Origin of the sequence: Acidovorax sp. sif0632 (assembly GCF_019218805.1) — a bacterium.
Taxonomy (GTDB): domain Bacteria; phylum Pseudomonadota; class Gammaproteobacteria; order Burkholderiales; family Burkholderiaceae_C; genus Acidovorax; species Acidovorax facilis.
The window spans coordinates 982,442-1,006,168 of sequence record NZ_JAHUWW010000001.1 but is presented as its reverse complement, the minus strand read 5'-3'; the positions used below and the strand labels follow the sequence as shown (position 1 = coordinate 1,006,168).

Genomic DNA, 23,727 nt, shown 5'->3' with positions numbered 1-23,727 from the left:
CTCCTGTGGCGGCACCCCCGGCGGGCTCGGGTGGTGCCACGGTGTTGCAGTGGGAATCGCTACCGGCTTGGCCCTTTGTAGCACCACGGCGTGCGCTTGAACAGCAAATTCGCTGGCGCATCCGTTGCCTTTTCGGGGCTTTGCACACACAGGGATAGAGCGTGGCACACGGCGCAAAGTTCATCCCGCGCAGCGCATGCAGGGGTTGCCCCGGATAGGGAATATCCTGACAACCTAGGGATGTCCTGCATAACCCTCGCGAGGCGGTGGTAGTGCGGATCGGGATGGGGCGCAAGGCGTCTTTTGGCAGCCAATAGCCGGGCTATTGGCAAGAAAAGCAACGCAGCGAACCGCCCGAGGCCGCGCTATCACAGACCGCAGGGAGTTATGCAGGTCATCCCTAGCGGCGCTGTTCACCCACCCTGCAGGGTCATGAACCGGGCGGCTCGGGGCGGGCAGTTACCACCACCCCGCCCACTGCAATGAACTCACAACGAACTGGCGCTGGAGCCATCGCCCCGGTACAACCAGGGCACATCCAGCAACCGCTCGCCCAGCAGGCGCAGCGACAGATCGCGGCCCCAGCGCACAGGCCCGGTGGCATGGAAGATGCGGCCGTTGCGGATGGAGCGCGCCTGCACCCGGGCGTTTCGCTCCCAGCGGTTAAGGGCGTAGCGGGTAAGGCGCAGCGGCACATCCAGGTCGTGCATGGCCAGCGCACGCTGCAGCTCGGCCGCGTCTTCAATGGCCATGCCAGCGCCCTGGGCCAGGTAGGGGCGCATGGGGTGGGCCGCATCGCCCAGCAGGGCCACCAGGCCTTGCGCCATCTCGTCGGCAGCGCGTACCGGAGGGCGGTCGCACAGCGGCCACAGGCGCCAGCCGGGGCCACCGGCGGCACCCACGCTGCGCACGACATCCTGCAGCGCCGTGCAGGTGCCTTGCAGGGCGTGCTCCAGGCCCGCAGCATTGGCAGCGTGGTCCCAGTTTTCCAGATCGTGCGGCGCGGGGCCTTGCACAATGACGACGATGTTCTGCAACTCGCCCCGGCGCACGGGGTACTGCACAGCATGCAGGCGCGGGCCCAGCCAGGCGGTGACCTGGCCTGTGCGCAATGCATCGGGCAGTGCATGCTGCGGCACCAGCGCGCGGTAGGCCAGGTGCCCCGTCACGCGGGGCGGCACGGCACCGAGCAGCTGGGTGCGCGTGCGGCTCCACAGACCATCGGCACCAATGAGCGCATCGCCTTCCACCTCCTTGCCCCGGCTGGTGCGAACAGTCACGACGCCCTCGGCATCGGTGAATCCGTCGATGGCGTGCTCCAGATGCAACTGCGTGTCGGTGTATTTGGTCACCGCGGAAAGCAGCAGACCATGCAGGTCGGCGCGGTGGATGGTGGCGTAGGCCGCCCCATAGCGCTGCACCGCCGTGGGGCCCAACGGCAGCACGGCCAGTTCCTTGCCACTGACGGCGTTGCGCACCTGCAAGCGGCTGGGGAACGCGGCCACCGCCTGCAACGGCTGCTGCAGGCCCCAGGCCTGTAGGCGGCGCACTACGTTCGGCCCGATCTGCACGCCGGCGCCCACTTCGCTGAATGCTGTCGCGCGTTCGTACAGCCGCACATCCCACCCCGCGCGCGACGCGCCCAACGCGGCGGCCAAGCCGCCAATGCCGCCACCGGCGACCAATACCTGCTTCTTCATGCACCGATTGTGCCGTGCGGGCGTGCCTGGATGTTTGTCATGGCGCAGGGGCCCTGCAACCACATCCAGACACCACACCACGCCATACGTCGCTCGTCACAGCGCTGGCCGCAGTGCCCGCTCCAGAACCTCTGGTGGCATGGGGCGGCCAAACAGGTAGCCCTGGAAAGCCTGGCAGCCATGGCGCTGCAGGAACTCCAGCTGGCCCGTGGTCTCCACGCCTTCGGCCACCACGGCCAGGTCCAGGCTGTGCGCCAGCGCAAGAATGGTTCGCACGATGGCGGCATCGTTGGGGTCGGTCTGCAGGTCGCGCACAAAACTCTGGTCGATCTTGAGCTGGTCCAGCGGCAGGCGCTTCAAGTAGCTCAAGGAGGAATAGCCGGTGCCAAAGTCGTCCAGCGAGAAGCCCACACCATAGCGCCGCAGGTACTCCATGCGCGAGATCACATCCTCCACATCGACCAGCAGCAGGCTTTCCGTCAGTTCCAGCTTCAGGCGCTCGGGGTTGGCCCCGCTGGACTGCAGCGAGCCCAGCACCTGCTCCACAAAATCGGGCTGGCGAAACTGCCGCACGCTCACGTTCACCGACAGGAAGAACTGTCGCGTGAGCGAGCTGCGTGACCACACCACCAGCTGCTCGCAAGCGGCCTGCAACACCCATTGCCCCAGCGGCAGGATGAGCCCTGTCTGCTCGGCCAGCGGAATGAATTCAGCTGGCGACACCAGCCCACGCCGGGGGTGCTTCCAGCGCACCAGGGCTTCTGCGCCCTGCAGGCGGCCCTTGCCGTCCACCACGGGCTGGTAGTACAGCACCAGTTCCTTGTCTTGCAGACCTCGGCGCAGATCGGCCTCCAGGGCCGCACGGTTGCTTACGGCGGCCTGCATGTCCGGGTCGAAGAAGCGCTGGGTGTTGCGCCCTGCAGCTTTGGCCTGGTACATCGCCAGGTCCGCGTGCTTGAGCAGCTCGTCCACACTCACGGTCTGCTGGCCAAACAGCGCAATACCGATGCTCGGGGTGCTGTGGTGGCTGGTATCGCCCAGCGCGTAGGGCTTGCCCAGCGTGGTGGCGATATGGCTGGCCACCAGCGCGGCCTCGGCACTGGCGTGCGGGCCATCGGCACTCAGGCCTTCCACCAGCACCACGAATTCATCGCCGCCAAACCGTGCCACGGTGTCAGCCTCGCGCACGCAAGCCTTCAGACGCTGGGCCGCCTGCACCAGCAGCTGGTCGCCTGTATCGTGGCCCAGGGTGTCGTTGAGGTCCTTGAAGTTGTCCAGGTCGATGAACAGCAGAGCCCCTTGCGCGCCTGAGCGTGCCACGGCCGCCGTGGCGCGCTGCAGCCGGTCCACCAGCAAGCGGCGGTTGGGCAGGCCGGTGAGCACATCGTAAAACGCCAGCTGCTCGATCTGGCTCTCGACCCGCTTGCGCTCGGTAATGTCGCGGCCCACGCCCCGGTAGCCCCACAGGGCGCCCTGCGCATCAAACACAGGCACACCGCTGACCGAGATCCAGTGCATGCTGCCATCGGGCCGCTGACGCTGCAGCTCCAGATCGCGAAACGGCTGGTGGGCCTGCAGCACCGCGCGGTGCGCAGCCCAGTCGGTCTCGGTCATGTTGAGCGCGCCGATCTCCCAGCGCGTGCGGCCCATCACGTTGGACAGCGGGATGCCATTGACGCTCAGGTCGCCCGCCAGCTGCACAAAGCGCCCTTCGGCGTCATGCTCCCAGTACCAGTCGGACGACAGGTCACTCAGCGATCGAAAGCGCGCCTCGCTCTCACGCAACTCGTTCTCAACGCGCACGTAGTCGCTGACATCGGCAAAGGTACGCACGAGGCCCCCATCGGGCAGCCCGGTGGTGCGCACTTCAAACGTGCGGCCATCGGATGTGGTGCGCCAGTAGACGGCGGGCGCAGGCGCCACGGCCCCCCCTGCCACGTAGTCATGCCCGCGCCGGTCCACCAGGCGGTGGCCTTCGCCAAAGTCACCACGCTCGGCCTGGATGCGGGTCAAGTCGGCCAGCGTGGGCCGCGTGGCCATCAGCGATTCGGGCAGGTTGAGCAGTTCCAGCACACGCTGGTTGTAGACGGTGATGCTGCCATCCGGCGCCGTCTTGAAGATGCCCTGGCTCATGCTGGCCAGGGTGGCCTGCAGAGCCGTGCGCTGCTCCTGCAGCAAAGTCAGCGCTTCTTGCCAGATGCGGGCGTCCACCATGCGCACGGGCTGGCCCTGCCCCTGGGCTCCCTGCAGCAGCACGGCCAGACGGTGCAAAAGCTCCGGCAGGTGTGCCACGCCATCTGCCTCGCGCACCATGTAGTCACCCAGCCCGCAGCGAAACGCGCGCGCGGCCAATGCCTCCTGGTGGGCGTCGATGCACATCAGCACCGGACGGCCCGCGCACAGCTCCAGCACGCCGGGCAGGTCCTGCACTGAAGGCTTGAGGCACAACACCACGGCATCCCAGGCCTGCGACGCCAGCGGCGCCCGGGCGGCCTCGGGTGTGGGGCTGTTCACGACACGCCAGTCGGGGTAGCGGGTGGCGATCAGATGCCGCGCTGCCGCTGCATGCTGCGTGTCGCTGTCCACCCAGAGAATGCCCGGCTCGGTCATGGCTTGCGTCCTTCCGGCAGGGCCAGCGCGGGCTGGGCAAACAGGCCCAGCTGGTGTTCGCGCGCAAACACATCCATGGGTACCGGGCGCCCAAACAGATACCCCTGAAACCCCTCACACCCATGCAGCCTCAGGAAACTCAGCTGCCCCGTCGTCTCCACCCCCTCGGCCACCACCTCCAGGTCCAGGCTCTTGGCCAGCGCCAGGATGGTCCGCACAATCGCCGCGTCGTTGGGGTCCGTCAGCACGTCCCGCACAAAGCTCTGGTCGATCTTGACCTGGTCCAGGGGCAGTCGCTTGAGGTAGGACAGGGAGGAGTAGCCGGTGCCGAAGTCATCCAGCGCAAAGCCCACGCCTTCGCTCTTGAGCTGCACCATGCGTGCGATGGTGTCTTCGATGTCTCCCAGCAGCAGGCTTTCGGTGAGTTCGAGCTTGAGTTTGCGGGGGTCGGCGTGGTGGTTCTTGAGGGTCTGCAGCACTTCGGCCACGAAGCCCGGTTGCCTGAACTGCCGGGCGCTGACGTTGACCGAGATGGACAGGTGGGCGGTGGCTTCGTGCTGGCCCCAGCGCTGCAGTTGTTCGCAGGCGGTTTGCAGCACGTATTGGCCTAAAGGGAGGATCAGGCCGGTCTGTTCGGCCAGGGGGATGAAGTCGCCGGGGCTGATCATGCCGCGCTGGGGGTGGCGCCAGCGCACCAGGGCTTCTGCGCCCATGAGCTGGGACTGGTGGTCCACGACGGGCTGGTAGTGCACCAGCAGTTCGCCCCGGGCCAGGCCCTGGCGCAGGTCGGCTTCCAGGTTGGAGCGGGCGTTGACGGCCGCTTGCATGTCGGGGTCGAAGAAGCGCTGGGTGTTGCGCCCTGCCGCTTTGGCCTGGTACATGGCCAGGTCGGCGCGTTTGAGGAGTTCGTCCACCGTGAGGCGTTCGTCGCCAAAGAGGGTGATGCCGATGCTGGGGGTGCTGTAGTGCTGGGCTCCGTCGAGTTCGAAGGGCTGGTTCAGGCTGGCCAGGAGTTTCTCGGCCACGGTTTCTGCCTGGGTGGCGGCGTCTTGCAGGTCGGGGGCCAGGGCTTCGAGCATGACGACGAATTCGTCGCCGCCAAAACGGGCCACGGTGTCGGCTTCGCGCACGCTGCCCACCAAGCGGGTGGCGACCTGGGACAGGAGCTGGTCGCCCATGTCGTGGCCCAGGGTGTCGTTGAGGTCTTTGAAGTTATCAAGGTCGATGAACAGCAGGGCGCCGAGGTTCTTGGTGCGCTGGCAGGCGGCGATGGAGCGTTGCAGGCGGTCCAGCAGCAGGCGGCGGTTGGGCAGGCCTGTGAGGGCGTCGAAGAAGGCCAGGCGCTCGATTTCTTGTTCTGCGCGCTTGCGGTCTGTGATGTCGCGGCACACCCCCAGCACCCCCGTCACCCGGCCGGTCAGGTCACGGATGGGGGTCTTGATGGTCTCGAACTGGCCTCGGTAGCCATCTTCGGCAAAGGTCAGTGTTTCTTCGTAAACCAGCGGCTGCCAAGCCTGCATGGCGCGTTGGTCGTATTTGCGAAAGCGCTCAGCCTCGGCCGGGGCCACCAGGTCAAAATCGTTGCAGCCCACGATCTGCCGCTCCGACCTGCCCGCAAATCGCTCGAACACCGGATTGACGGACAGGTACACGCCGCTGGCATCCTTCAAGAACACCATGTCAGGCATGGCGTTGACCACGCGGGCCAGATGGGCCTTCTGGTCGGCCAGCTCGGCCTCCACGCGCTTGAGCCCGGTCAGATCGTAGGCAAACAGCACAACGGCAGGCACGCCTTGCTCGGTAACGCTCTCGGGCGCGATGGTGGTGTGGCGAACCTGCAGGCCGTCAGGCCCGTCCATGCGGTTCTCGAACACGGCCGTCTCGCCCGCAAAGGCCTTGGCGAAATGGGGTTGCATACGGGCGAAAACATCGGCCGGGATCACCTCCTGCAGCAGACGGTCTTGCAGCTCCTCGGGCTTGCGGTAGAGCCAGCTGGCCTGCTGCGCATTGACATACAAGACGCGCAGATCCCGGTCCAAGCGCGCCACACCGCCGGGCACCTGGCGCAGCATGTTGGCCATCAGGGCTTCGTGGGCATGCGCAGCCTCCTCGGCCAGGCGGTGGGCCGTGATGTCGGTCTGTACACCATCCCACAGCACACGCCCGTCGTCGAGCAGACGGGGCGATGAACTCAGGTGCATCCAGCGTATCTGGCCATCAGTGCGGCGCACGCGAAAAACGGCCTCCATGCTGGTCATGGTCAGAAAAGACTGCCGCTCGGCCTGTCGCAGGCGGTCGATGTCTTCGGGCAACACCTGGCGATACAACACCCGGAAATCGGCCATGACCTCTTGCACCGTCACCCCATTGAGCCGCTCGATCGCATCGCCCATGTGCACAAAGTGTGAGCTGCCATCCAGCTCGCGCACCACCTGGAACAACACGCTGTGGGGCAGGTTGCGCCCAAGCAGCGACAGACGCCCTTCACTCTCGCGCAGGCGCCGCTCGGCCTCCTGCACACGGGCGAACGGCGCCCGTATGCCCGCATCAAAAACGGCCTGGTACAACAACGCATACGCCAAAACCCGCAGACCGTGCGCCAACGGCCCCCCGATGGACGAATGCCCACCCAGCAGGCCCACCACCAGCTCACCCCCCAGAAAGGCCACGGCAGCCCAGGCAAACACCCGTTCGCGCCGGCCCGGATTGCGGTGGAGCCACACTGCGGCTACGCCCAGCGCCACCACGAGCACAAAGGCCAGGTATTGCCGCAATGACCCGCCCGCTGCAGCGGCAAACCAGCCCGGCAGGGGCCCCATGGCCGAGCCCACCAGCAGCAGCGCCACCATGCCCGAGGCGGCCAGCCAGACCTTGGCCGGGCCGGGCATTGCCAGCCGCGCGGCTGTGAGCAGCAGGGTGACGACTTCGACCACCCGCGCCCAGCTGCTCAGCCACAGTGAGATGTGGGCCGTGCCCGATGGCATGTGCACGGGCGTGGAATGTGCCAGCACGCCGTGCAGAAAATTGCACACCGCCGCGACACCAAAGCCTGCCACCAGCACATTGGCCCGGGCCTGCTCCGACGGGTCCAGTGTGTGCAGGGATACCGATACCACCAGCAACCCCAACAGCACTGCAACCAGTTCCATAAACGGCTCCAGGCCGTGCTGGGAACCCGCCCCCGGCCCCAGCATCTGGGCCACTGGCACGATCACCAGCGTCAATGCTGCGACCACCAGCACCACCGTCAGGGCGGGCGCATCCGCCCACGGTGAACGCGCAGGCGGGGTGCGGGTGGGAGAGGACGACAGCGGCATGGTCTGGAGTGTTTCTACCGGGTTCTACATAGCGTCACAAGTGTATCGACGAGTAAGGCGCGGGGGTGCGTGTTTCCCCCCACCATCGGGCTCCATGCAAAACGGGGCCGAAGCCCCGTTGCCGACGATGCCGGTGCCCTGCACCGCCGACAGGGCAGTGTCACCCCTGCAACAACTGGCGCAGCACAAACGGCAGGATGCCGCCGGCCTGGTAGTAGTCCACCTCGATGGGCGTGTCGATGCGCAGCGTGACGGTGACTTCCTGGCGCGAGCCGTCCGCGCGGCGGATGACCAGTTGCGCGTCGCTTTGTGGCGTGAGCGCCGGGTCGGGCACCACATCGATCAGCTCATTGCCCATGAGGCCCAGCGTCTCCCACGATTCGCCCGCCTTGAACTGCAGCGGCAGCACCCCCATGCCCACCAGGTTGGAACGGTGAATGCGCTCAAAGCTGCGCGCCACCACGGCCTTGATGCCGAGCAACTGCGTGCCCTTGGCGGCCCAGTCGCGGCTGGAACCGGTGCCGTATTCCTCGCCCGCAAAGATCACCGTGGGCGTCTTTTGCGCCATGTACTGCATGGCGGCATCGAAGATGAACATCTTCTCGCCCTGCAGCGCGCCTTCGTTCTGGAACACCGTCACCCCACCCTCTTCGCGCGAGCCGTCGGCAGTGGGCGGGATCATGAGGTTCTTGATGCGCACGTTGGCAAAGGTGCCGCGCACCATCACGTCGTGGTTGCCCCGGCGCGCGCCGTAGCTGTTGAAGTCAGCCTTTTGAACGCCATGCTGCCGCAGCCACTGGCCAGCGGGTGAGCTTTCCTTGATGGAGCCTGCGGGCGAGATGTGGTCAGTGGTGATGGAGTCGCCAAACAGCGCCATGATGCGAGCACCGATCACCGATGGAAGTTTGGCATCATTTTGGCCTCCAGCGCTTGATGGATCTGCGTTAGCAGCTCCTTTTTCAAGAGCAAACTGTGCAAAAAACGGAGGCTCTGCAATGTAGGTGCTGGCGGGCCAGGTGTAGGCGGTGCCGCTCACGCCCTTGATCTTTTCCCACAGCTTGCCAGGGTCGGTGGCCACCTTGGCGTAGTTCTCGCGGAAGGCCTTGCCGTTCATGGCGAACTTGAGCAGGGCGTGCACCTCTTCGCTGCTGGGCCAGATGTCGCCCAGGTAGATGTCCTTGCCACCCTTGCCCTTGCCCACCGGCTCGGTCATCAGGTCCTTGAGCACCGTGCCGGCGATGGCATAGGCCACCACCAGCGGCGGACTGGCCAGGAAGTTGGCCTTGAGGTTGGGATGGATGCGCGCCTCGAAGTTGCGGTTGCCCGACAGCACCGCGGCACACACCAGGTCGTTGCTGGTGATGGCCTCGTTCAGCTCGGGCGTGAGGTCGCCCGCATTCCCGATACAGGTGGTGCAGCCGTAACCCGCCAGCGCAAAACCCAGCTTTTCCAGGTAAGGGAGCAAGCCGGTCTGCGTGAGGTATTCGGTGACGATGCGCGAGCCAGGGGCGAGCGAGGTCTTGATGTGCGGCTTGACCTTGAGCCCCGCCTCCACTGCCTTCTTGGCCAAGAGGCCTGCGGCCAGCAGCACGCTGGGGTTGCTGGTGTTGGTACAGCTGGTGATGGCGGCAATCAGCACGTCGCCATTGCCCACGGTCACGTCACCCGTGCGGCTGGCTTGCTGGGCGGGGACTTCGGCATGCGCGGCCGCCAGCGTGGGCTTGTTCTGCTCCATCTCCACGATGAATCGCGGTGCACCCGATGGCGCTGGCACCTCTGCCGGAGCGCCCACATCGACAGGAGCATCACTGGCCCGGACATGGTGGCGCGTGTGCAGCAGCTCGGCCGGGCGGTTGAAACCATTTTGGGCGTTGGGCTTGCTGAACAGGTCGGCAAACTGGCTGCAGACCTTGCCCAGCTCGATGCGGTCTTGCGGGCGCTTGGGGCCAGCCAGGCTGGGGGTGACGCTGCCAAGGTCGAGCTTCACCACCTGCGAATAGTCCACCTCGCCCGCCAGCGGCACGCCGAACAGGCCCTGGGCCTTGAAGTAGGCCTCAAACGCTTCGATCTCGGCCTTGGTGCGACCCGTGCCCTTGAAGTAGTCGATGGTCTTTTCGTCCACCGGGAAGAACCCCATGGTCGCGCCGTATTCGGGCGCCATGTTGCCGATGGTGGCCCGGTCGGGCAACGCCAGGGTGCGCGTGCCTTCACCAAAAAACTCCACGAACTTGCCCACCACCTTGTGCTGGCGCAGCAGTTCGGTCACCGTGAGCACCAGGTCGGTGGCGGTCACGCCCTCGCGCAGCTGGCCCGTCATCTCAAAGCCCACGACGTCGGGCGTGAGGAAGTACACCGGCTGGCCCAGCATGGCGGCCTCGGCCTCAATGCCGCCCACGCCCCAGCCCACCACGCCAATGCCGTTGATCATGGTGGTGTGGCTGTCGGTGCCCACGAGGGTGTCGGGGTAGTACACACCGTCCTTGCGCTTGTGCACGCCGCGCGCCAGGTATTCGAGGTTGACCTGGTGCACGATGCCAAAGCCCGGCGGCACCACGCCAAACGTGTCGAAGGCCTGCATGCCCCACTTCATGAATTCGTAGCGCTCGCGGTTGCGCTGGAATTCGAGCTTCATGTTCAGGTCGAGCGAATTCTTCTTGCCGTAGTGGTCGACCATGATGGAGTGGTCCACCACCAGGTCCACGGGCACCAGCGGCTCGATCTTCTTGGGATTCTTGCCCAGTTTCACGGCCACGCTGCGCATGGCGGCCAGGTCGGCCAAGAGCGGCACGCCGGTGAAGTCCTGCAGCACCACGCGGGAGACGACAAACGGAATCTCGTCCGTACGCGCGGCATTGGGCGCCCAGTGCGCAAGCTGTTGCACATGCTCGGCGGTCACCTTGCGGCCATCGCAATTGCGCAGCACCGATTCGAGCACGATGCGGATCGACACGGGCAAGCGCTGGATCTGGGGGTACTGTTTGGCCAGCGCGGGCAGCGAGTAGAACTGGCCTTCTTTGCCAGACGCTGTCTTGAAACTCTTGAGGGTGTTGGCAAACGCGTGGCGGGCGGGCTTGGGCGACAACTTGCGTGATACGGCCATGGCAAACTCCTGTGAAAGGCAACAAAGCCTATTCTGGCAGTCCTGCATGGCGGTGCAATCGTGGGGCTATGCAAACGCGGCCCCCAACCCTGTGCGGCGTGGTCGGGTCGCCCGATCCACGCCACCCGTGCCCGATATCGGCATAAAAAATGCCCCTGGCGCTTGATGGACAAGCGCAAGCAGCTATATTTTCAGGAGCAAACAACCATCTCCATCACGCCGCAGCCCAGGTTGGCAGGCGGCGCACGCCAAACCACTGCAGCTCGGCCAGCATGGCCACCGAGACCACATGCACCAGCAAATAGGCTTGGCCCAGCAAGGTGGGCGTGAGCGTGGAGCCCAGCAGCAGCAACAGGCTGGCCAACGCCCAGGCCAAGTTGCCCACGATCAGCACCCACAGCCAGCCACGCGGCATGGGCTCAGACCGGGCAATCGCTATGGCCAGGGCGGCATAGCCCAGCAGCATGGCGCCCGTCACCTGCAGCAGCCCGGGCGGCAGGCCCAGCCACTCGGCCAGGGGCGCTGTCAGCAGCAGGTGCAGGGCGCCGAGCAGAACCCCCGTGGAGGCATCGAACCAGACCACGGCACGCAGGAATCGGGGGGAGGACATCAGCTTGAACATGGAAAGCTCCTTGGTTGAGGAAGAAAGAAGGCTCCATCGTTCCCGCCCTGGCGCACCGCGTCGATGACCTGCCAGGTAATGGCCCGTGTGCGGTTAGCGCCTAGGATGGCGGCCATGACCTCCACCGCACCGTCCTCTCACCGCTCTCCGCGCCATCCTTTGCCGCACCGCGTGGCACCAGCGGGGCCCACCTCGTTTGGCGACCACCTGCGCACCTGGCGCCAGCAGCGGCACCTGAGCCAGCTGGAGCTGGCCGACGAGGCGGACATCTCTACGCGCCATGTGAGCTTCATGGAAACTGGCCGCACCAACCCCAGCCGCGACATGGTGCTGCGCCTGTGCGAGCGCCTGGCCATCCCACTGCGTGAGCGCAACGCCCTGCTGGTGGCCGCCGGCTACGCCCCCATGTACCGCGAACGCGCGCTGGACGACCCTGCGCTGGCCGCGGCGCGCCAGGCGGTTGAACTGGTGCTCAAGGGCCACGAACCCTGCCCCGCCATTGCCCTCGACCGCTGCTGGAACGTGGTGGCCACCAACCGCGCCGCGCTGGCCCTGCTGTCTGCCCACGTCAGTCCCGAACTGCTGGCGCCACCTGTCAACGTGTTCCGGCTGAGCCTGCACCCCCAGGGGCTGGCGCCGCGCATCGCCAATCTGGCGCAGTGGCGGGCGCACCTGTTTGAACGCCTGCGCCAGCAGATACAGGCCACGGCCGACCCGGCACTGATCGCACTGCAGGCAGAACTGCTGCAATATCCCGCCCCGCCGGAATCCGATGCCCTGGTACTGGCAGGTGAAATGCTGGGCGTGGTAATGCCGTTCTGCTTTGAAAGCGTGCATGGAATGCTCTCCCTCATCAGCACCACCACGATATTCGGAACGCCGGTGGATGTGACCTTGCAGGAGCTGGCAGTGGAATCCTTCTTTCCGGCGGACGATTTCACGGCACAGGTATTGCGCAAGATTGCGCAGGAAAACCCCGGGGTTGCAGAAGGCTGAACGTAATGCCCGTGCACTGTCAGGGTGCAATCAATGCGCGCAGTGCAAAATTAAACGATGACAATCCGATTCACCAAATGGCTCCACAAAGCACATTGCGCTGCCGATAAATCGCAGACACTGCGCGCGAAGTTACCGCACATGCATTTCCTGTTCGTCGCACAGTGCGTACAGTTGTCGAGGCGCCACCCGCCTGAGCACCTTTTGTCCTGGCCAAGAGTAGCCCATTAAAAAAGCCCGCATCAGCGGGCTTTTTTAATGCAGGGCAAAGACCCTTAAATCACAAACTTTTCGCGGTTTTCGTTTTGAATCCACTTGGGAGCCTTGCCACGGCCTGTCCAGGTTTCGCCGGTGGCGGGGTTGCGGTACTTGGGCGCCACCTTGGTGCCGGCCGTAGAACTGCGGCCTGTCTTGCCAGACGCCTTGCCGGTGGGGAACACGTCCTGGGCAGTCAGCCCATATTCGGCCACCAGTGAACGGACCTGCGACACAGCGTCCGACAGTTCCCGGCGCCGGGCTTCACTGATTTGTTGCTCAAGGGCTTCGCGCTGCTTCAACAGTTCTTTGTAGCTGGTCATGGTGTCTGGATTTTGGATAAGGGTGAAGACCCGCGAATTATAAGAATAATGTGCCTTTTTTGTGCAACCACTTTCAGAATTTCATTAAAAATTCTTGGCATTAACCCCCAACACCCATTGATGCATGGTTTGCGTCTGGCTGAACAACCGGGGTATTGATGCTTGCTGGAGGCGACCGGGGTTCCGTCTTCTGGCGGGGGCAATACGTTGTCGATACGCTTGCATTCCAGCGCCAGCACCTCAAATACCCAGCCCATGCACCGAATGCGGTCGCCCACTTCCATCAAATGCCCCGTTTCTTCCCTCAAACGGGCCGCCCGCGTGTTATAGCGACCACAGCCCTCACCCGGCAAATTGCGAATATCCAGGCGCGCCTTGAGTCCGACACCGGTATCCAGGGATGACCTGCATAACTCCCTGCGGTCTGTGATAGCGCGGCTTCGGGCGGTTCGCTGCGTTGCTTTTCTTGCCAATAGCTGGGCTATTGGCAAGAAAAGACGCCTTGCGTCCCATCCCGATCCGCACTACCACCGCCTCGCGAGGGTTATGCAGGACATCCCCAGCCATCCAACAGCCAGCCTCCGTCATCGCGCTGCGGAGCCCAGGCATCACGGCCCCCCGAGGTGCAATTCAACGGGAATGGCTTTCAGTAAATGGCGCGGGTCATGGTGCATTGCGCCACACCATATTCATCGCCCACAAACACCATGCGCCCAGAACGGGCCCGCAACTGCTCCAGCAACTCCACCCCACCGAGGGTTTCGGGCAGAAATTTCGCCGCCCGTCCATGCGGACACCGCGCGTCCCCGGCCTCAACGCCCAACTCCGGCACATGCTGAGCGAGGTCGGCGACGCGATCAGCAGAAAATCCGTGCTTCACTCATAAAGATCACCATGGCGCTTTACTGTATCGGCGACATCCAGGGCTGCGACGCCGCGCTGGACCGCCTGCTGGACACCATCGGCTTTTCCCCTAGCCGCGACACGGTCTACCTGCTGGGTGACCTCGTCAACCGAGGGCCTGACTCGGCCGCCGTGCTGCGCCGCTGCATGCGCCATGGCGACGCCATCCGATGCCTGCTGGGCAATCACGACCTGCACCTGCTGGCCGCCGCACACGGTGCACGCAAGCCCTCGCGGCGCGACACGCTGGGCACGGTGCTGGACGCCCCCGACCGCGCTGCCCTGCTCGACTGGGTGCGCCAGCAGCCCCTGGCCCGCACCCACATGCATGCGGGGCAAACGCTGCTGATGGTGCATGCCGGTGTGCTGCCCACCTGGACGGCCGCAGAGACTCTCGCGTACGCGGACGAAGTCCATGCAGTACTGCGCGGCCCAGACCTGCCCGATTTTCTGCACGCCATGTACGGCAACATCCCCGACCGCTGGAGTGACGATCTGACCGGCATGGATCGCCTGCGGGTGATCGTGAATGCGCTCACCCGGCTGCGCTTTTGCTCGGCCGACGGCGTGATGGATTTTGAAAGCACCGAAAGCGCCAGCGCCGCCCCGCCCGGCCTCATGCCCTGGTTCGACGTGCAAGGGCGGCGCACAGCGGGCACGCTGATGGCCTTCGGTCACTGGTCCACGCTGGGCTGGCTCAACCGCAGCGATCTGCTCGGACTGGACACGGGCTGCGTGTGGGGCGGCTGCCTGAGCGCCGTGCGTTTTGGCGCGACGCTGGCCGAGCGTGAGCTGCTGCAGGTGCATTGCGAGCAGGCACAGGCCCCGGGCTGAATAAACCGCAGCAGGTTCAGGACGGCACTGGCTCCAGCAACGCCGACATGGCGGTGGACTGCCAGACACCACCGTCCTGCCCGGCGATCAGCACGGCCAGCCCCGGCATGCGCTGCGCCAGTGCCCTGCCCGCCTGCGGGCCCTGCACCATCAACGCTGCGCCCAGTCCGTTGACGGCCGCCACGTCGCGCGCCACCAGGCTCACGCCATGCACGCCCGATGCCGGACGCCCTGTTCGCGGATTGAGCACATGGTGCTGGCGCTGGCCTTGGTGGAAGAAGAAGCGTTCATAGTCGCCCGACGAGGCCACCACACCGGCGCCCGCCACGGCCACCACACCCAGCAGGCGCTCGGGGGAACGCGGGTCGCGCAGCCCCACACGCCAGGGCCTGCCTTGCCACAGCCCGTGGGTCAGCACGTCGCCACCACCGTTGATCATGGCGTTCTCAACCCCTTCGGAGCGCAGCATGTTCATGCCGGCTTCCAGGATCGGGAGCTTGGCGATGCCGCCCAGGTCCAGCGCCATGCCCTGGCGGGCCAGAAAGGCCGTGCCCGCATTCACATCCAGCACCAGGTTGCGCGCATCTACCAGTGGCAACTGCCGTGCAATCTCGCTGGCACCGGGCACCAACTTCTCGCCAGGGCCAAAGTTCCAGGACTTGAGGGCACCCACAGTCACATCAAAGGCACCACGGCTCGTTGCCGATACGCGCTGTGCGCTTTGCAGTATCGCCATGACCTCGGGTGGCACCGCCACGGGCACGATGCCAGCAGCCAAGTTGATGCGACTGACCACGCTGCGTGGCTGGTAACGGCTCATGAGCGCCTCCAGCCTCTGCATCTCTGCATAGGATCGGTCCATGGCGCGGCGCAGCTGCGGGCCATCAACGCCCTCCACCGCCATATCCACCTGCGTTCCCATCAGGGGACGCGAGCTGCGTTCAGACACCACCCGTGCGCCCGCTGACGCGCCACCACCCCAGACCGCACCACCCAGCAAGGGCAATGCCATCACCATGCGACGGCGCGACAGACCCTGAGGGGGCAGAAAAGCTTGCTGCATGGCGCCTCCGCTCAGAGCGACTTGTCGGCCATGTAATCCACGGCGGCCTTGACCTCGGCGTCGGTCAGATTGGCGGAGCCCCCCTTGGCAGGCATCATGCCTTTCGCCCCGGTAAAGCCCTCGATCGCGTGCTTGTACATCGTGTCCTTGCCCTGGGCAATGCGCGGGCCCCAGTCGGCCTTGTCGCCCGGCTTGGGGGCACCGGCCACGCCAGCGGCATGGCACATGGCGCAGGTCTTGCCAAACACGCTCTTGCCCAGTTCGTTCTCTGCGGCAGCCGGTGCGGCGGGGGCCGCTGCGGGCGCTGGGGCCGTCACCGCAGCGGGTGCAGCCACCGGAGCAGGTTCCGACTTCTTGTCGCCACAACCGGCCAGCAGTGTGGCCAAGATCGCTACGGCGACCATCACGGTTTTCTTTTGCATCGCATACATCCTGTTCTTGGGGGTTAAAAAAAATCTGAGAGGGCCTGTGGCTGCGCGAGAAATGCGACGAAATGCGTCCAGCACCTGGCCTGAAAAAACCTACGGGCATTGCACAGGCACCGCTTCAGACTGGTGCATTGACTGTAGGTGCAAGAAGCACTTTTGGGCAGAGGCGAGCGCCGCCAAAGCATGATCCAGATCAAATTGATTCATATTACGTGAATCTATTATCCGTGCCATGCAAAGCCATCACAACCTGCGAACACTGCGCCTTTGGGTGCTGGCGTGGTTTGTCATGGCGCTGGCTGCTGCGGTGGCTTCACCGCTGGTAGTGCCGCGAAGCATGGAGCTGGTCTGCTCCGGCTCCGGCACAGGCAGCGCCAAGCTGGTGGTGAAGACCGCTGAGGGCCTGGTAGCGGCAGACGCCACCGGTCTCGATTGCCCTGTGTGCCTCGCGGCCGACACGCCACCCACCACCCATCTCGCAGCGGCAACCACTGCTGCAGCCCCCACCTTCCAGCCCCGTTTTCACACACCACTTTTTCCACGCACAAGAGTGGCGTTCAGCCCCCCTGCACGCGCACCACCCCTTTTCAACTGAGCGATCCCAAAGAGGAAAACCATGACCGAGAGAAAAGACAGTCCCCTTCCCGCTGCTGGCCTGGGCCGACGCAGCTTCATCAACACGGCGGCCCTGGTCGGGCTGACTGCAGGCGTCGCCGCATGCAACGAAAAGCCCAGCGCTGCAACGCCTGCGGCCCCCGCCCCTGCAGCACCTGCGGCCAGCCATGCCGCCGCTGGCGCCAACGTGCACCTCAAGCCCGGCGAGCTGGACACCTACTACGGCCTCTGGAGCGGCGGCCACACGGGCGACATGCGCGTCCTGGGCCTGCCCTCGGGCCGCGAGATCACCCGCATCCCCTGCTTCGTACCCGACGCCCTGGTGGGCTGGGGCATCACGAATGAATCCAAAGCTGTGATGGGCACCAAGGCCGATGGGAGCCTGAAGTACACGGTGGCCGACACCCACCACACACATGCCTCGTACAAGGACGGCAACTACGACGGCCGCTACGCCTGGATCAACGACAAGATCAACAGCCGCATCGCGCGCATACGCCTCGACTACTTCGTGTGCGACAAGATCACCGAGCTGCCCAACGTGCAGGGCTTTCACGGCATCTTCCCGGACAAGGCCGACCCGGTGGACCCTGCCATCAACTACACCACGCGCGTGTTCTGCGGCGGTGAGTTCGCCATCCCCCTGCCCAACACGGGCACGGAAGACTCGGGCAAATACCGTTCGATGTTCAGCTGCGTCGATGCAGAGACGATGGAAGTGCGCTGGCAAGTGCTGATCGACGGCAACTGCGATCTGGTCGCCACGTCATACGACGGCAAGCTGGCCGCCACCAACCAGTACAACGTGGAAATGGGCGCGAAGTACGAGGACATGATGTCCGCCGAACGCGATGCCTGCCTGTTCTTCAACGTGGGCCGCATCGAGGCTGCCGTGAAGGCTGGCAAGTTCAAGACCATCGGCACCAGCAAGGTGCCCGTGGTGGACGGCACCCATGAAGCCAACAAGGACCCCAAGACAGCACTCACTGCCTACGTTTCGGTGCCCAAGAACCCCCACGGCGTGAACGCCAGCCCCGATGGCAAATACTTCATCTGCGCCGGCAAGCTGTCGCCCACCGGCACCGTGATCGAACTGGCCAAGGTGCTGGACTATTTCGACGGCAAGCTCGAAAAGCTGGACTCCGCCATCGTGGCCGAGGTGGAGCTGGGCCTGGGCCCGCTGCACACCGCCTTCGACGGCCGTGGCAATGCCTACACCACCCTCTTCCTGGACAGCCAGGTCGTGAAGTGGAACGTGGAGGCTGCCATCAAGTTCCACGCGGGCGACAAGACCGCCAAGTACGTGGTGGACCGCCTCGATGTGCAATACCAGCCCGGCCACTTGAATGCATCGCAGTCCGAGACCAAGGCCGCCGACGGCAAGATCCTGGCCGTGGGTTGCAAGTTCTCCAAGGACCGCTTCCTGCCCGTGGGCCCGCTGCACCCCGAGAACGAGCAGCTCATCGACATCTCGGGCGAGAAGATGGTGCTGCTGGCCGACCACCCCGTGCGTGGCGAGCCCCATGACTTCATCATTTTCAAGCGCGACCTGGTGCGCCCCAAGCAGGTCTATACGCTCGACGAGTTCCCGCTGGCGGTCAAGGACCCCAAGGAGTCCGGCGTGTTCCGCAATGGCAAGAAGGTCACCGTGAAGATGACTTCGCAAGCCCCGGCCTTCAGCCTGCGCGAGTTCAAGCTCAAGAAGGGTGACGAGGTCACGCTGATCCTGACCAACCTGGACAAGATCGAAGACCTGACGCACGGCTTTGCGATCCCGAACTACAACGTGAACTTCATCGTGAACCCGCTGGAGACCAAGTCGGTGAGCTTTGTGGCCGACAAGCCCGGTGTGTTCTGGTGCTACTGCACGCACTTCTGCCACGCACTCCACCTGGAAATGCGCACTCGGATGATTGTGGAAGCTTGATGGGGCGATCCCCCTGAGGCGCTGCCGCGCCTTCCCCCTTCTCTCGAATCGCTGCGCGATTCGGGAAGGGGGACGATGCACTCGCTGCGGGGCGGCCCTTGCTCTGCATCCCTGGCCTGGGGCGCGCCAGTTGCGACGACTGCGCTCCACTTCGCATCATATTGGCCGCTAGCGCTTGATGAATAAGCGCTAGCAGCTATCAAAAAGATAGTCCCATGATTTCCCTCCGTCGGCTGTTCGCCACGCTTCTTCTGGTCTTGTTGGCAGCACTTTGGCTGGCGCCGCGCGCGCATGCTGCGGCAGGCGCCTACGAGGCCGAACTGCCTGCGGAACTCTCTACCGCGCGCGACATGTGCGCGCTGGTGCCGTGCAAGGACGTGTTTCCCGGCGCCAGCCATTTCTCTGAACGCAAGGGCCAGCCGCCCTACGTAGAGGCTTACGACAACGACAGCGCGCAAAAGAAGCTGCTGGGCTACGTGATGCTCTCCACCGACATCACCGACACCCCTGCCTACTCGGGCAAGCCCGTGGTCACGCTGATCGGCATGGACACACAGGGCCGCTTTGTGGGCGTGAAGGTGCTCAAGCATTCCGAGCCCATCCTGCTGCTGGGCATCCCTGAATCCGCGCTGCTGAAATTCAACGCCCAGTACCTGGGCAAGTCGGTGGCCGACAAGATCGAGGTGGGCCAGTCGCGCCCTGATGAAAACGTGCTGGGTCTCGACGCCATCTCGGGCGCCACCGTCACCGTCATCGCTCAGAACCAGGTCATGATGGCCTCGGGCTCCGCCGTGGCGCGGCAGGTGGGCATCCTCGCGCCCACGGTGCGCGAGCCCGCACGCTATGCCGAAACCGGCAAGCGCCTGAGCTGGGCTGAGCTGGTGCAACACGGCACCGTGCAACGCCTGCGGGTGCTGCCAGAACAGGTGGGCCTGGACAAGGGCCCCGACCCATTCATCGAGCTGTGGTTTGGCGACCTGAACCACCCGGACATTGGCAAGAGCCTTCTGGGCGAGAACGGCTGGAACAACCTGCGCCTGCAGCTCAAGGAGGGCGAACACGCCTTCTTCATCGTCCGTACCGGTGGCAAGGAATCGTTCAAGGGCTCGGGCTTTGTGCGCGGCGGCATCTACGACCGTGTGCAGGTGCGCCAAGGCGCAGATTCGTTCACCTTCCGCGACCTGGACGCGCTCAACCTGTATGGCATCGAGGCCGCAGGCGCGCCCAGCTACAACGAATCGGTCATCTTCATCATCCGCTCACCCGCGTTCTCGGCCGCCTACCCCTGGAAGCTGAGCTTTCTGGGCAACCGCGTGGACCGTGCCACGGGCACGCGCAGCTTCACCAGCTTTGACACGCCCTACTGGCTGCCCGCCGCCATGCTGCAAGGCGGGCGCCCCACCATCAACGAGCCCGACGCCCCCTGGGTGCGCGTGTGGAAGTCGCGTGCGGTAGAGATTGCACTGTTCGCCGCGCTGCTGATTGCCGTCACCGTGGTGTACGCCCTGCGCGAGAAGCTCACCCGCCTGTCCACCCACAAGAACAAGTGGCCGGTCAACGCCTTCAAGTACAGCTTCTGGGCCCTCAGCATCGGCTGGATCGGCTTTGGCGCCATGGCACAGCCTTCCATCACGCAGGTGCTGACCTGGTTCCACGCGCTGCTGTTCCAGTGGACTTGGTCGCTGTTCCTGTCCGACCCGTTCATCTTCCTGTTCTGGATCTTCATCATCGTCACCGTGTTCCTGTTCGGGCGCGGGTTGTTTTGCGGCTGGATGTGCCCGTTTGGCTCGCTGCAGGAGGGCATCTACAAGATCGCGCGTGCGGTGGGCTTCAAGCGCTTTCAGACGCAGCTGCCGCAGAAGTGGCACGACCGGCTCAAGTGGGTCAAGTACGCGGTGTTCTTCGGGCTGCTCGCGGTGTCGATGTTCTCCATGGGCCTGGCTGAGAAGCTGGCCGAGGTGGAGCCGTTCAAGACGACCTTCCTGGTCGGTGTAATGAATCGCGCCTGGCCCTACAGCCTGTTTGTGGCGGCCATCCTGGGCGTTTCGATCTTCATCGAGCGACCCTACTGCAAATACATCTGCCCGCTGGGTGCCTCGCTGGCCATGCCCAGCACGTTCCGCTGGTTTGGCCTCAAGCGCAAGCAGGACTGCAACAGCTGCAAGGCCTGCGCAGTGGGCTGCGGTGCACAGGCCATCGACGCAGACGGCCGCATCGACCACCGCGAATGCCTGCACTGCCTCGACTGCATGATTCTCTACACCGACACCAAGGGCTGCCCGCCCCTGGCCAAGGAGCGCAAGCGCCGCGAGAAAGATGGCCTGGAAATCACGCCCATCGGCAAGAACGGCTATTTCATCCCGATCCACCCTGCCACGGTGCAGGACCAGATCTCGGCCAAGGCCGCGAAGGGGCCGGACCCACGCTGGCCTACGGCGCCAGTGCTGCCGCAGACCAAGGCAGGCTCGCGCGGCCTGCGCTGGATGGCGAAGGAGCTGGTGGACCATCTGTGGCCCTGGAGCCGCGAAGGCTGGGCCTCGCGGCGCGCGCTGCAGATCGCGGGCTTCTCGCTCGCCCTGGCTGCCAGCGTGGCCTGGGTTATGACCGCCCTGGGCACGTTGTCGTCGGGCGCCATCATCGGCTGGTGGTTTGGCTGGAGCGTGTACGAGGTGCTGATCCGCCTGTCGGGCAAGCGCTATGTGAAGGACGGCCCGTGGTGGCGCGACCAGTACCGCCGGGCGGGCGTGATGGACATGCTGAGCTACGTGGGCTTCAAGAACCTGCTGATCGGCGCAGCACTCTTCCTGGCCATCAAGGCCTTGGTGGGACTGGCGTGATGAAGTCCCCCCTTGCACTCGCTGCGGTTGCTATGGCCCTGGCGCTGTGGACAGCACTTCCTGCGGCGGCAGCCACCGTGCAGGTGCGCCCTGGCCAGGACCTGCAGGCCGCCATCACAGCTGCGGCGCCGGGAGACACGGTGGAGGTGCAGCGGGGCTTTTACCGCGTGAACCTGCGCATCGACAAGCAGCTCACCCTGCGCGGCATCGACCGCCCCACGCTCAGCGGCGGCCAGACGGGCGACACCATCCGCGTCACCGCGCCCGACGTGGTGATCGAAGGCCTGATCGTGCGCGACTCGGGCACCAGCCTCAAGGACCAGAACGCAGGCATCTACATCTACCCCGGAGCACACCGCGCCGTGGTGCGCCACAACGACCTCACCTACAACCTCTTTGGCCTGTGGATCGAGAAGGCCAACGATGTACAGGTGCTGCACAACACCATCACCGGCCTGCGCGATGTGAACTCGTCGCAGCGCGGCAACGGCGTACAGCTGTACAACACCACGGGCGCACGCATCGAGGGCAATCACATCAGCTTTGTGCGCGACGCGCTGTATGTGGACGTGTCGCACCACGCGGTGTTTCGCGGCAACCGGCTGCACCACAGCCGCTACGGCACACACTACATGAACTCCTACTACAACCTCTGGGAAGACAACGATACCTACCTCAACCGTGGCGGCCTGGCGCTGATGGAGGTGCGCGACCAGGTGGTGCGCAACAACCGCGCGTGGGGCAACAGCGACCACGGCATCATGCTGCGCACCCTGCAGGACTCGGTGATCGAGAACAACGTGGTGGCCGAGAACGCCCGGGGCTTCTTCATCTACGACGTGGAGTACATCACCCTGCGCGGCAACCTGGTGGCGCGCAACACGGTGGGCGTGCACCTGTCGGCCGGCTCCAAAAACAACAAGGTCGAAGGCAACGACTTCATCGGCAACCGCGAGCAGGTGCGCTATGTGGGCGCCCGCGACGAGCGCTGGGGCACCGAAGGCGGCAACCACTGGAGCAACTACCTGGGCTGGGACCGCGACGGCAACGGCGTGGGCGACGTGCCCTACGAGGCCAACGACATGGTGGACCGCCTGACCTGGCGCCACCCCGCCATCAAGCTGCTGCTGGCCAGCCCCGCCGTGCAGGCACTGCGCCTGGTGGGCCAGCAGTTTCCGGTGCTGCGCGTGCCCACCGTGGTGGACCCAATGCCCCGCATGCAACCGAACCAACCCCAACGGAATTTTCAGCGTGACACGCAACCCTCCCCCCATTGACCTGAGCGAGCCCCCCGCCATCGAGGTGCGGGGCGCGCACAAGCACTACGGCGCACTGCACGCCGTGGACGGCATCGACCTGCGCATTGCGCGCGGCGAGATCTTCGGCCTCATCGGCCACAACGGCGCGGGCAAGAGCACGCTGTTCAAGATGATCCTGGGCCTCACGCCCGCCACCTCGGGCGAGATCCGGGTGGGCGGCGCCACGGTGCAGGGCCGCGACTTTCGCGCCGCGCGCCGCCACCTGGGCTACCTGCCCGAGAACGTGGTGCTCTACGACAACCTGAACGGGCTGGAGACACTGCGTTTCTTCGCCCGCCTCAAGGGTGCGCCCCTCACGCAATGCCCCGCGCTGCTGGAACGCGTGGGCCTGGCCCACGCGGGCAACCGCGCCGTGCGCGAATACTCCAAGGGCATGCGCCAGCGCCTGGGGTTTGCACAGGCCCTGCTGGGCGAGCCCCAGGTGCTGCTGCTCGACGAGCCCACCAACGGCCTGGACCCGCAGGCCATCCGCGACTTCTACGCCACGCTGCGCGAGCTGCAGGCGGGGGGCGTGACCATCGTCATCACCTCGCACATCCTGGCCGAGCTGCAGGAGCGCGTGGACCGCCTTGCCATCCTGGCCTCCGGCAAGCTGCAGGCCCTGGGCAGCGTGCAGGCGCTGCGCGAGCAGGCGCACATGCCGCTGACTATCCACCTCACCCTGGCTTCGGACGACCGGCCTGCCGCGCTGGGGCTGCTCTCTGCAGTGCCCGGCATCACCGCAGCGGAAACGCCGGAAGGCCTGCACGTGGACTGCCCACGCGGCAGCAAGATGGCCGTGCTGGGTGCGATGGCACCGCTGGGCACCGCGCTGCAGGACCTGCAGATCCAGGAACCCTCGCTTGAGGATGTGTACTTCGACCTGCGCAAGGGCTAGC

15 protein-coding genes and 1 pseudogene are annotated in these 23,727 nt (G+C 65.2%); 7 read left to right on the top strand and 9 right to left on the bottom strand.

Annotated features, from left to right (window positions below):
• Positions 1–488: 488 nt before the first annotated feature.
• The 5 genes from KW832_RS04500 to KW832_RS04480 form a co-directional block, all read right to left on the bottom strand.
• Positions 489–1,700, bottom strand: a complete 1,212-nt coding sequence (locus tag KW832_RS04500; RefSeq protein WP_218298547.1) for an FAD-dependent monooxygenase — start codon at positions 1,698–1,700, stop codon at positions 489–491.
• A gap of 96 nt (positions 1,701–1,796) precedes the next feature.
• Positions 1,797–4,310, bottom strand: a complete 2,514-nt coding sequence (locus KW832_RS04495) for a bifunctional diguanylate cyclase/phosphodiesterase (RefSeq protein ID WP_218298548.1) — start codon at positions 4,308–4,310, stop codon at positions 1,797–1,799.
• The gene (locus KW832_RS04490; protein ID WP_218298549.1) at positions 4,307–7,627 is read right to left on the bottom strand and encodes an EAL domain-containing protein; all 3,321 of its coding nucleotides are present in this window, start codon (positions 7,625–7,627) and stop codon (positions 4,307–4,309) included. The genes KW832_RS04495 and KW832_RS04490 overlap by 4 nt, the downstream gene beginning before the upstream one ends.
• A gap of 160 nt (positions 7,628–7,787) precedes the next feature.
• Positions 7,788–10,727: an aconitate hydratase gene (locus tag KW832_RS04485; RefSeq protein WP_218298550.1), complete on the bottom strand. Its 2,940-nt coding sequence runs from the start codon at positions 10,725–10,727 to the stop codon at positions 7,788–7,790.
• 214 nt (positions 10,728–10,941) lie between these two features.
• Positions 10,942–11,349 (bottom strand): hypothetical protein, encoded by a 408-nt coding sequence (locus KW832_RS04480; protein ID WP_121422602.1) that lies wholly within the window; start codon positions 11,347–11,349, stop codon positions 10,942–10,944.
• A 114-nt stretch (positions 11,350–11,463) separates the two neighbouring features.
• Here KW832_RS04480 and KW832_RS04475 point away from each other — a divergent pair, with 114 nt between their 5' ends.
• Entirely contained in the window at positions 11,464–12,345 is an 882-nt protein-coding gene (locus tag KW832_RS04475; protein ID WP_121508796.1) for a helix-turn-helix domain-containing protein, read from the top strand.
• A gap of 275 nt (positions 12,346–12,620) precedes the next feature.
• On the opposite strand, the gene KW832_RS04470 is transcribed toward KW832_RS04475, so the two are convergent.
• Complete coding sequence (locus tag KW832_RS04470; protein ID WP_055393525.1) at positions 12,621–12,923, bottom strand: H-NS histone family protein; 303 nt, start codon at positions 12,921–12,923, stop codon at positions 12,621–12,623.
• Between the two features lie 200 nt (positions 12,924–13,123).
• Positions 13,124–13,734, bottom strand: a pseudogene (locus KW832_RS25865) (hypothetical protein); the annotation flags it as partial.
• Positions 13,735–13,817: 83 nt separating this feature from the next.
• Between KW832_RS25865 and KW832_RS04460 the strand changes: the two are divergent.
• Complete coding sequence (locus KW832_RS04460; protein ID WP_218298552.1) at positions 13,818–14,660, top strand: symmetrical bis(5'-nucleosyl)-tetraphosphatase; 843 nt, start codon at positions 13,818–13,820, stop codon at positions 14,658–14,660.
• Positions 14,661–14,676: 16 nt separating this feature from the next.
• Here KW832_RS04460 and KW832_RS04455 read toward each other — a convergent pair whose 3' ends face one another.
• Both KW832_RS04455 and KW832_RS04450 read right to left on the bottom strand, forming a co-directional pair.
• Positions 14,677–15,723, bottom strand: a complete 1,047-nt coding sequence (locus KW832_RS04455) for an FAD:protein FMN transferase (RefSeq protein ID WP_255577487.1) — start codon at positions 15,721–15,723, stop codon at positions 14,677–14,679.
• An 11-nt stretch (positions 15,724–15,734) separates the two neighbouring features.
• Positions 15,735–16,145 (bottom strand): cytochrome c5 family protein, encoded by a 411-nt coding sequence (locus KW832_RS04450; protein ID WP_055393536.1) that lies wholly within the window; start codon positions 16,143–16,145, stop codon positions 15,735–15,737.
• Between the two features lie 238 nt (positions 16,146–16,383).
• On the opposite strand from KW832_RS04450, the gene KW832_RS04445 reads away from it, so the two are divergent.
• From KW832_RS04445 to KW832_RS04425, 5 genes are all read left to right on the top strand, one after another.
• On the top strand, positions 16,384–16,746 hold the full coding sequence (locus tag KW832_RS04445; protein WP_218298553.1) for a DUF2946 family protein: 363 nt from the start codon (positions 16,384–16,386) through the stop codon (positions 16,744–16,746).
• Between the two features lie 21 nt (positions 16,747–16,767).
• Positions 16,768–18,693: a TAT-dependent nitrous-oxide reductase gene (gene nosZ / locus KW832_RS04440; protein ID WP_218298554.1), complete on the top strand. Its 1,926-nt coding sequence runs from the start codon at positions 16,768–16,770 to the stop codon at positions 18,691–18,693.
• Between the two features lie 215 nt (positions 18,694–18,908).
• The gene (locus KW832_RS04435) at positions 18,909–21,530 is read left to right on the top strand and encodes a NosR/NirI family protein (RefSeq protein ID WP_218298555.1); all 2,622 of its coding nucleotides are present in this window, start codon (positions 18,909–18,911) and stop codon (positions 21,528–21,530) included.
• Positions 21,530–22,807: a nitrous oxide reductase family maturation protein NosD gene (locus KW832_RS04430; RefSeq protein ID WP_218298556.1), complete on the top strand. Its 1,278-nt coding sequence runs from the start codon at positions 21,530–21,532 to the stop codon at positions 22,805–22,807. Before KW832_RS04435 ends, KW832_RS04430 begins: the two co-directional genes overlap by 1 nt.
• Complete coding sequence (locus tag KW832_RS04425) at positions 22,782–23,726, top strand: ABC transporter ATP-binding protein (protein ID WP_218298557.1); 945 nt, start codon at positions 22,782–22,784, stop codon at positions 23,724–23,726. Before KW832_RS04430 ends, KW832_RS04425 begins: the two co-directional genes overlap by 26 nt.
• The last annotated feature ends 1 nt before the right edge of the window (position 23,727 follow it).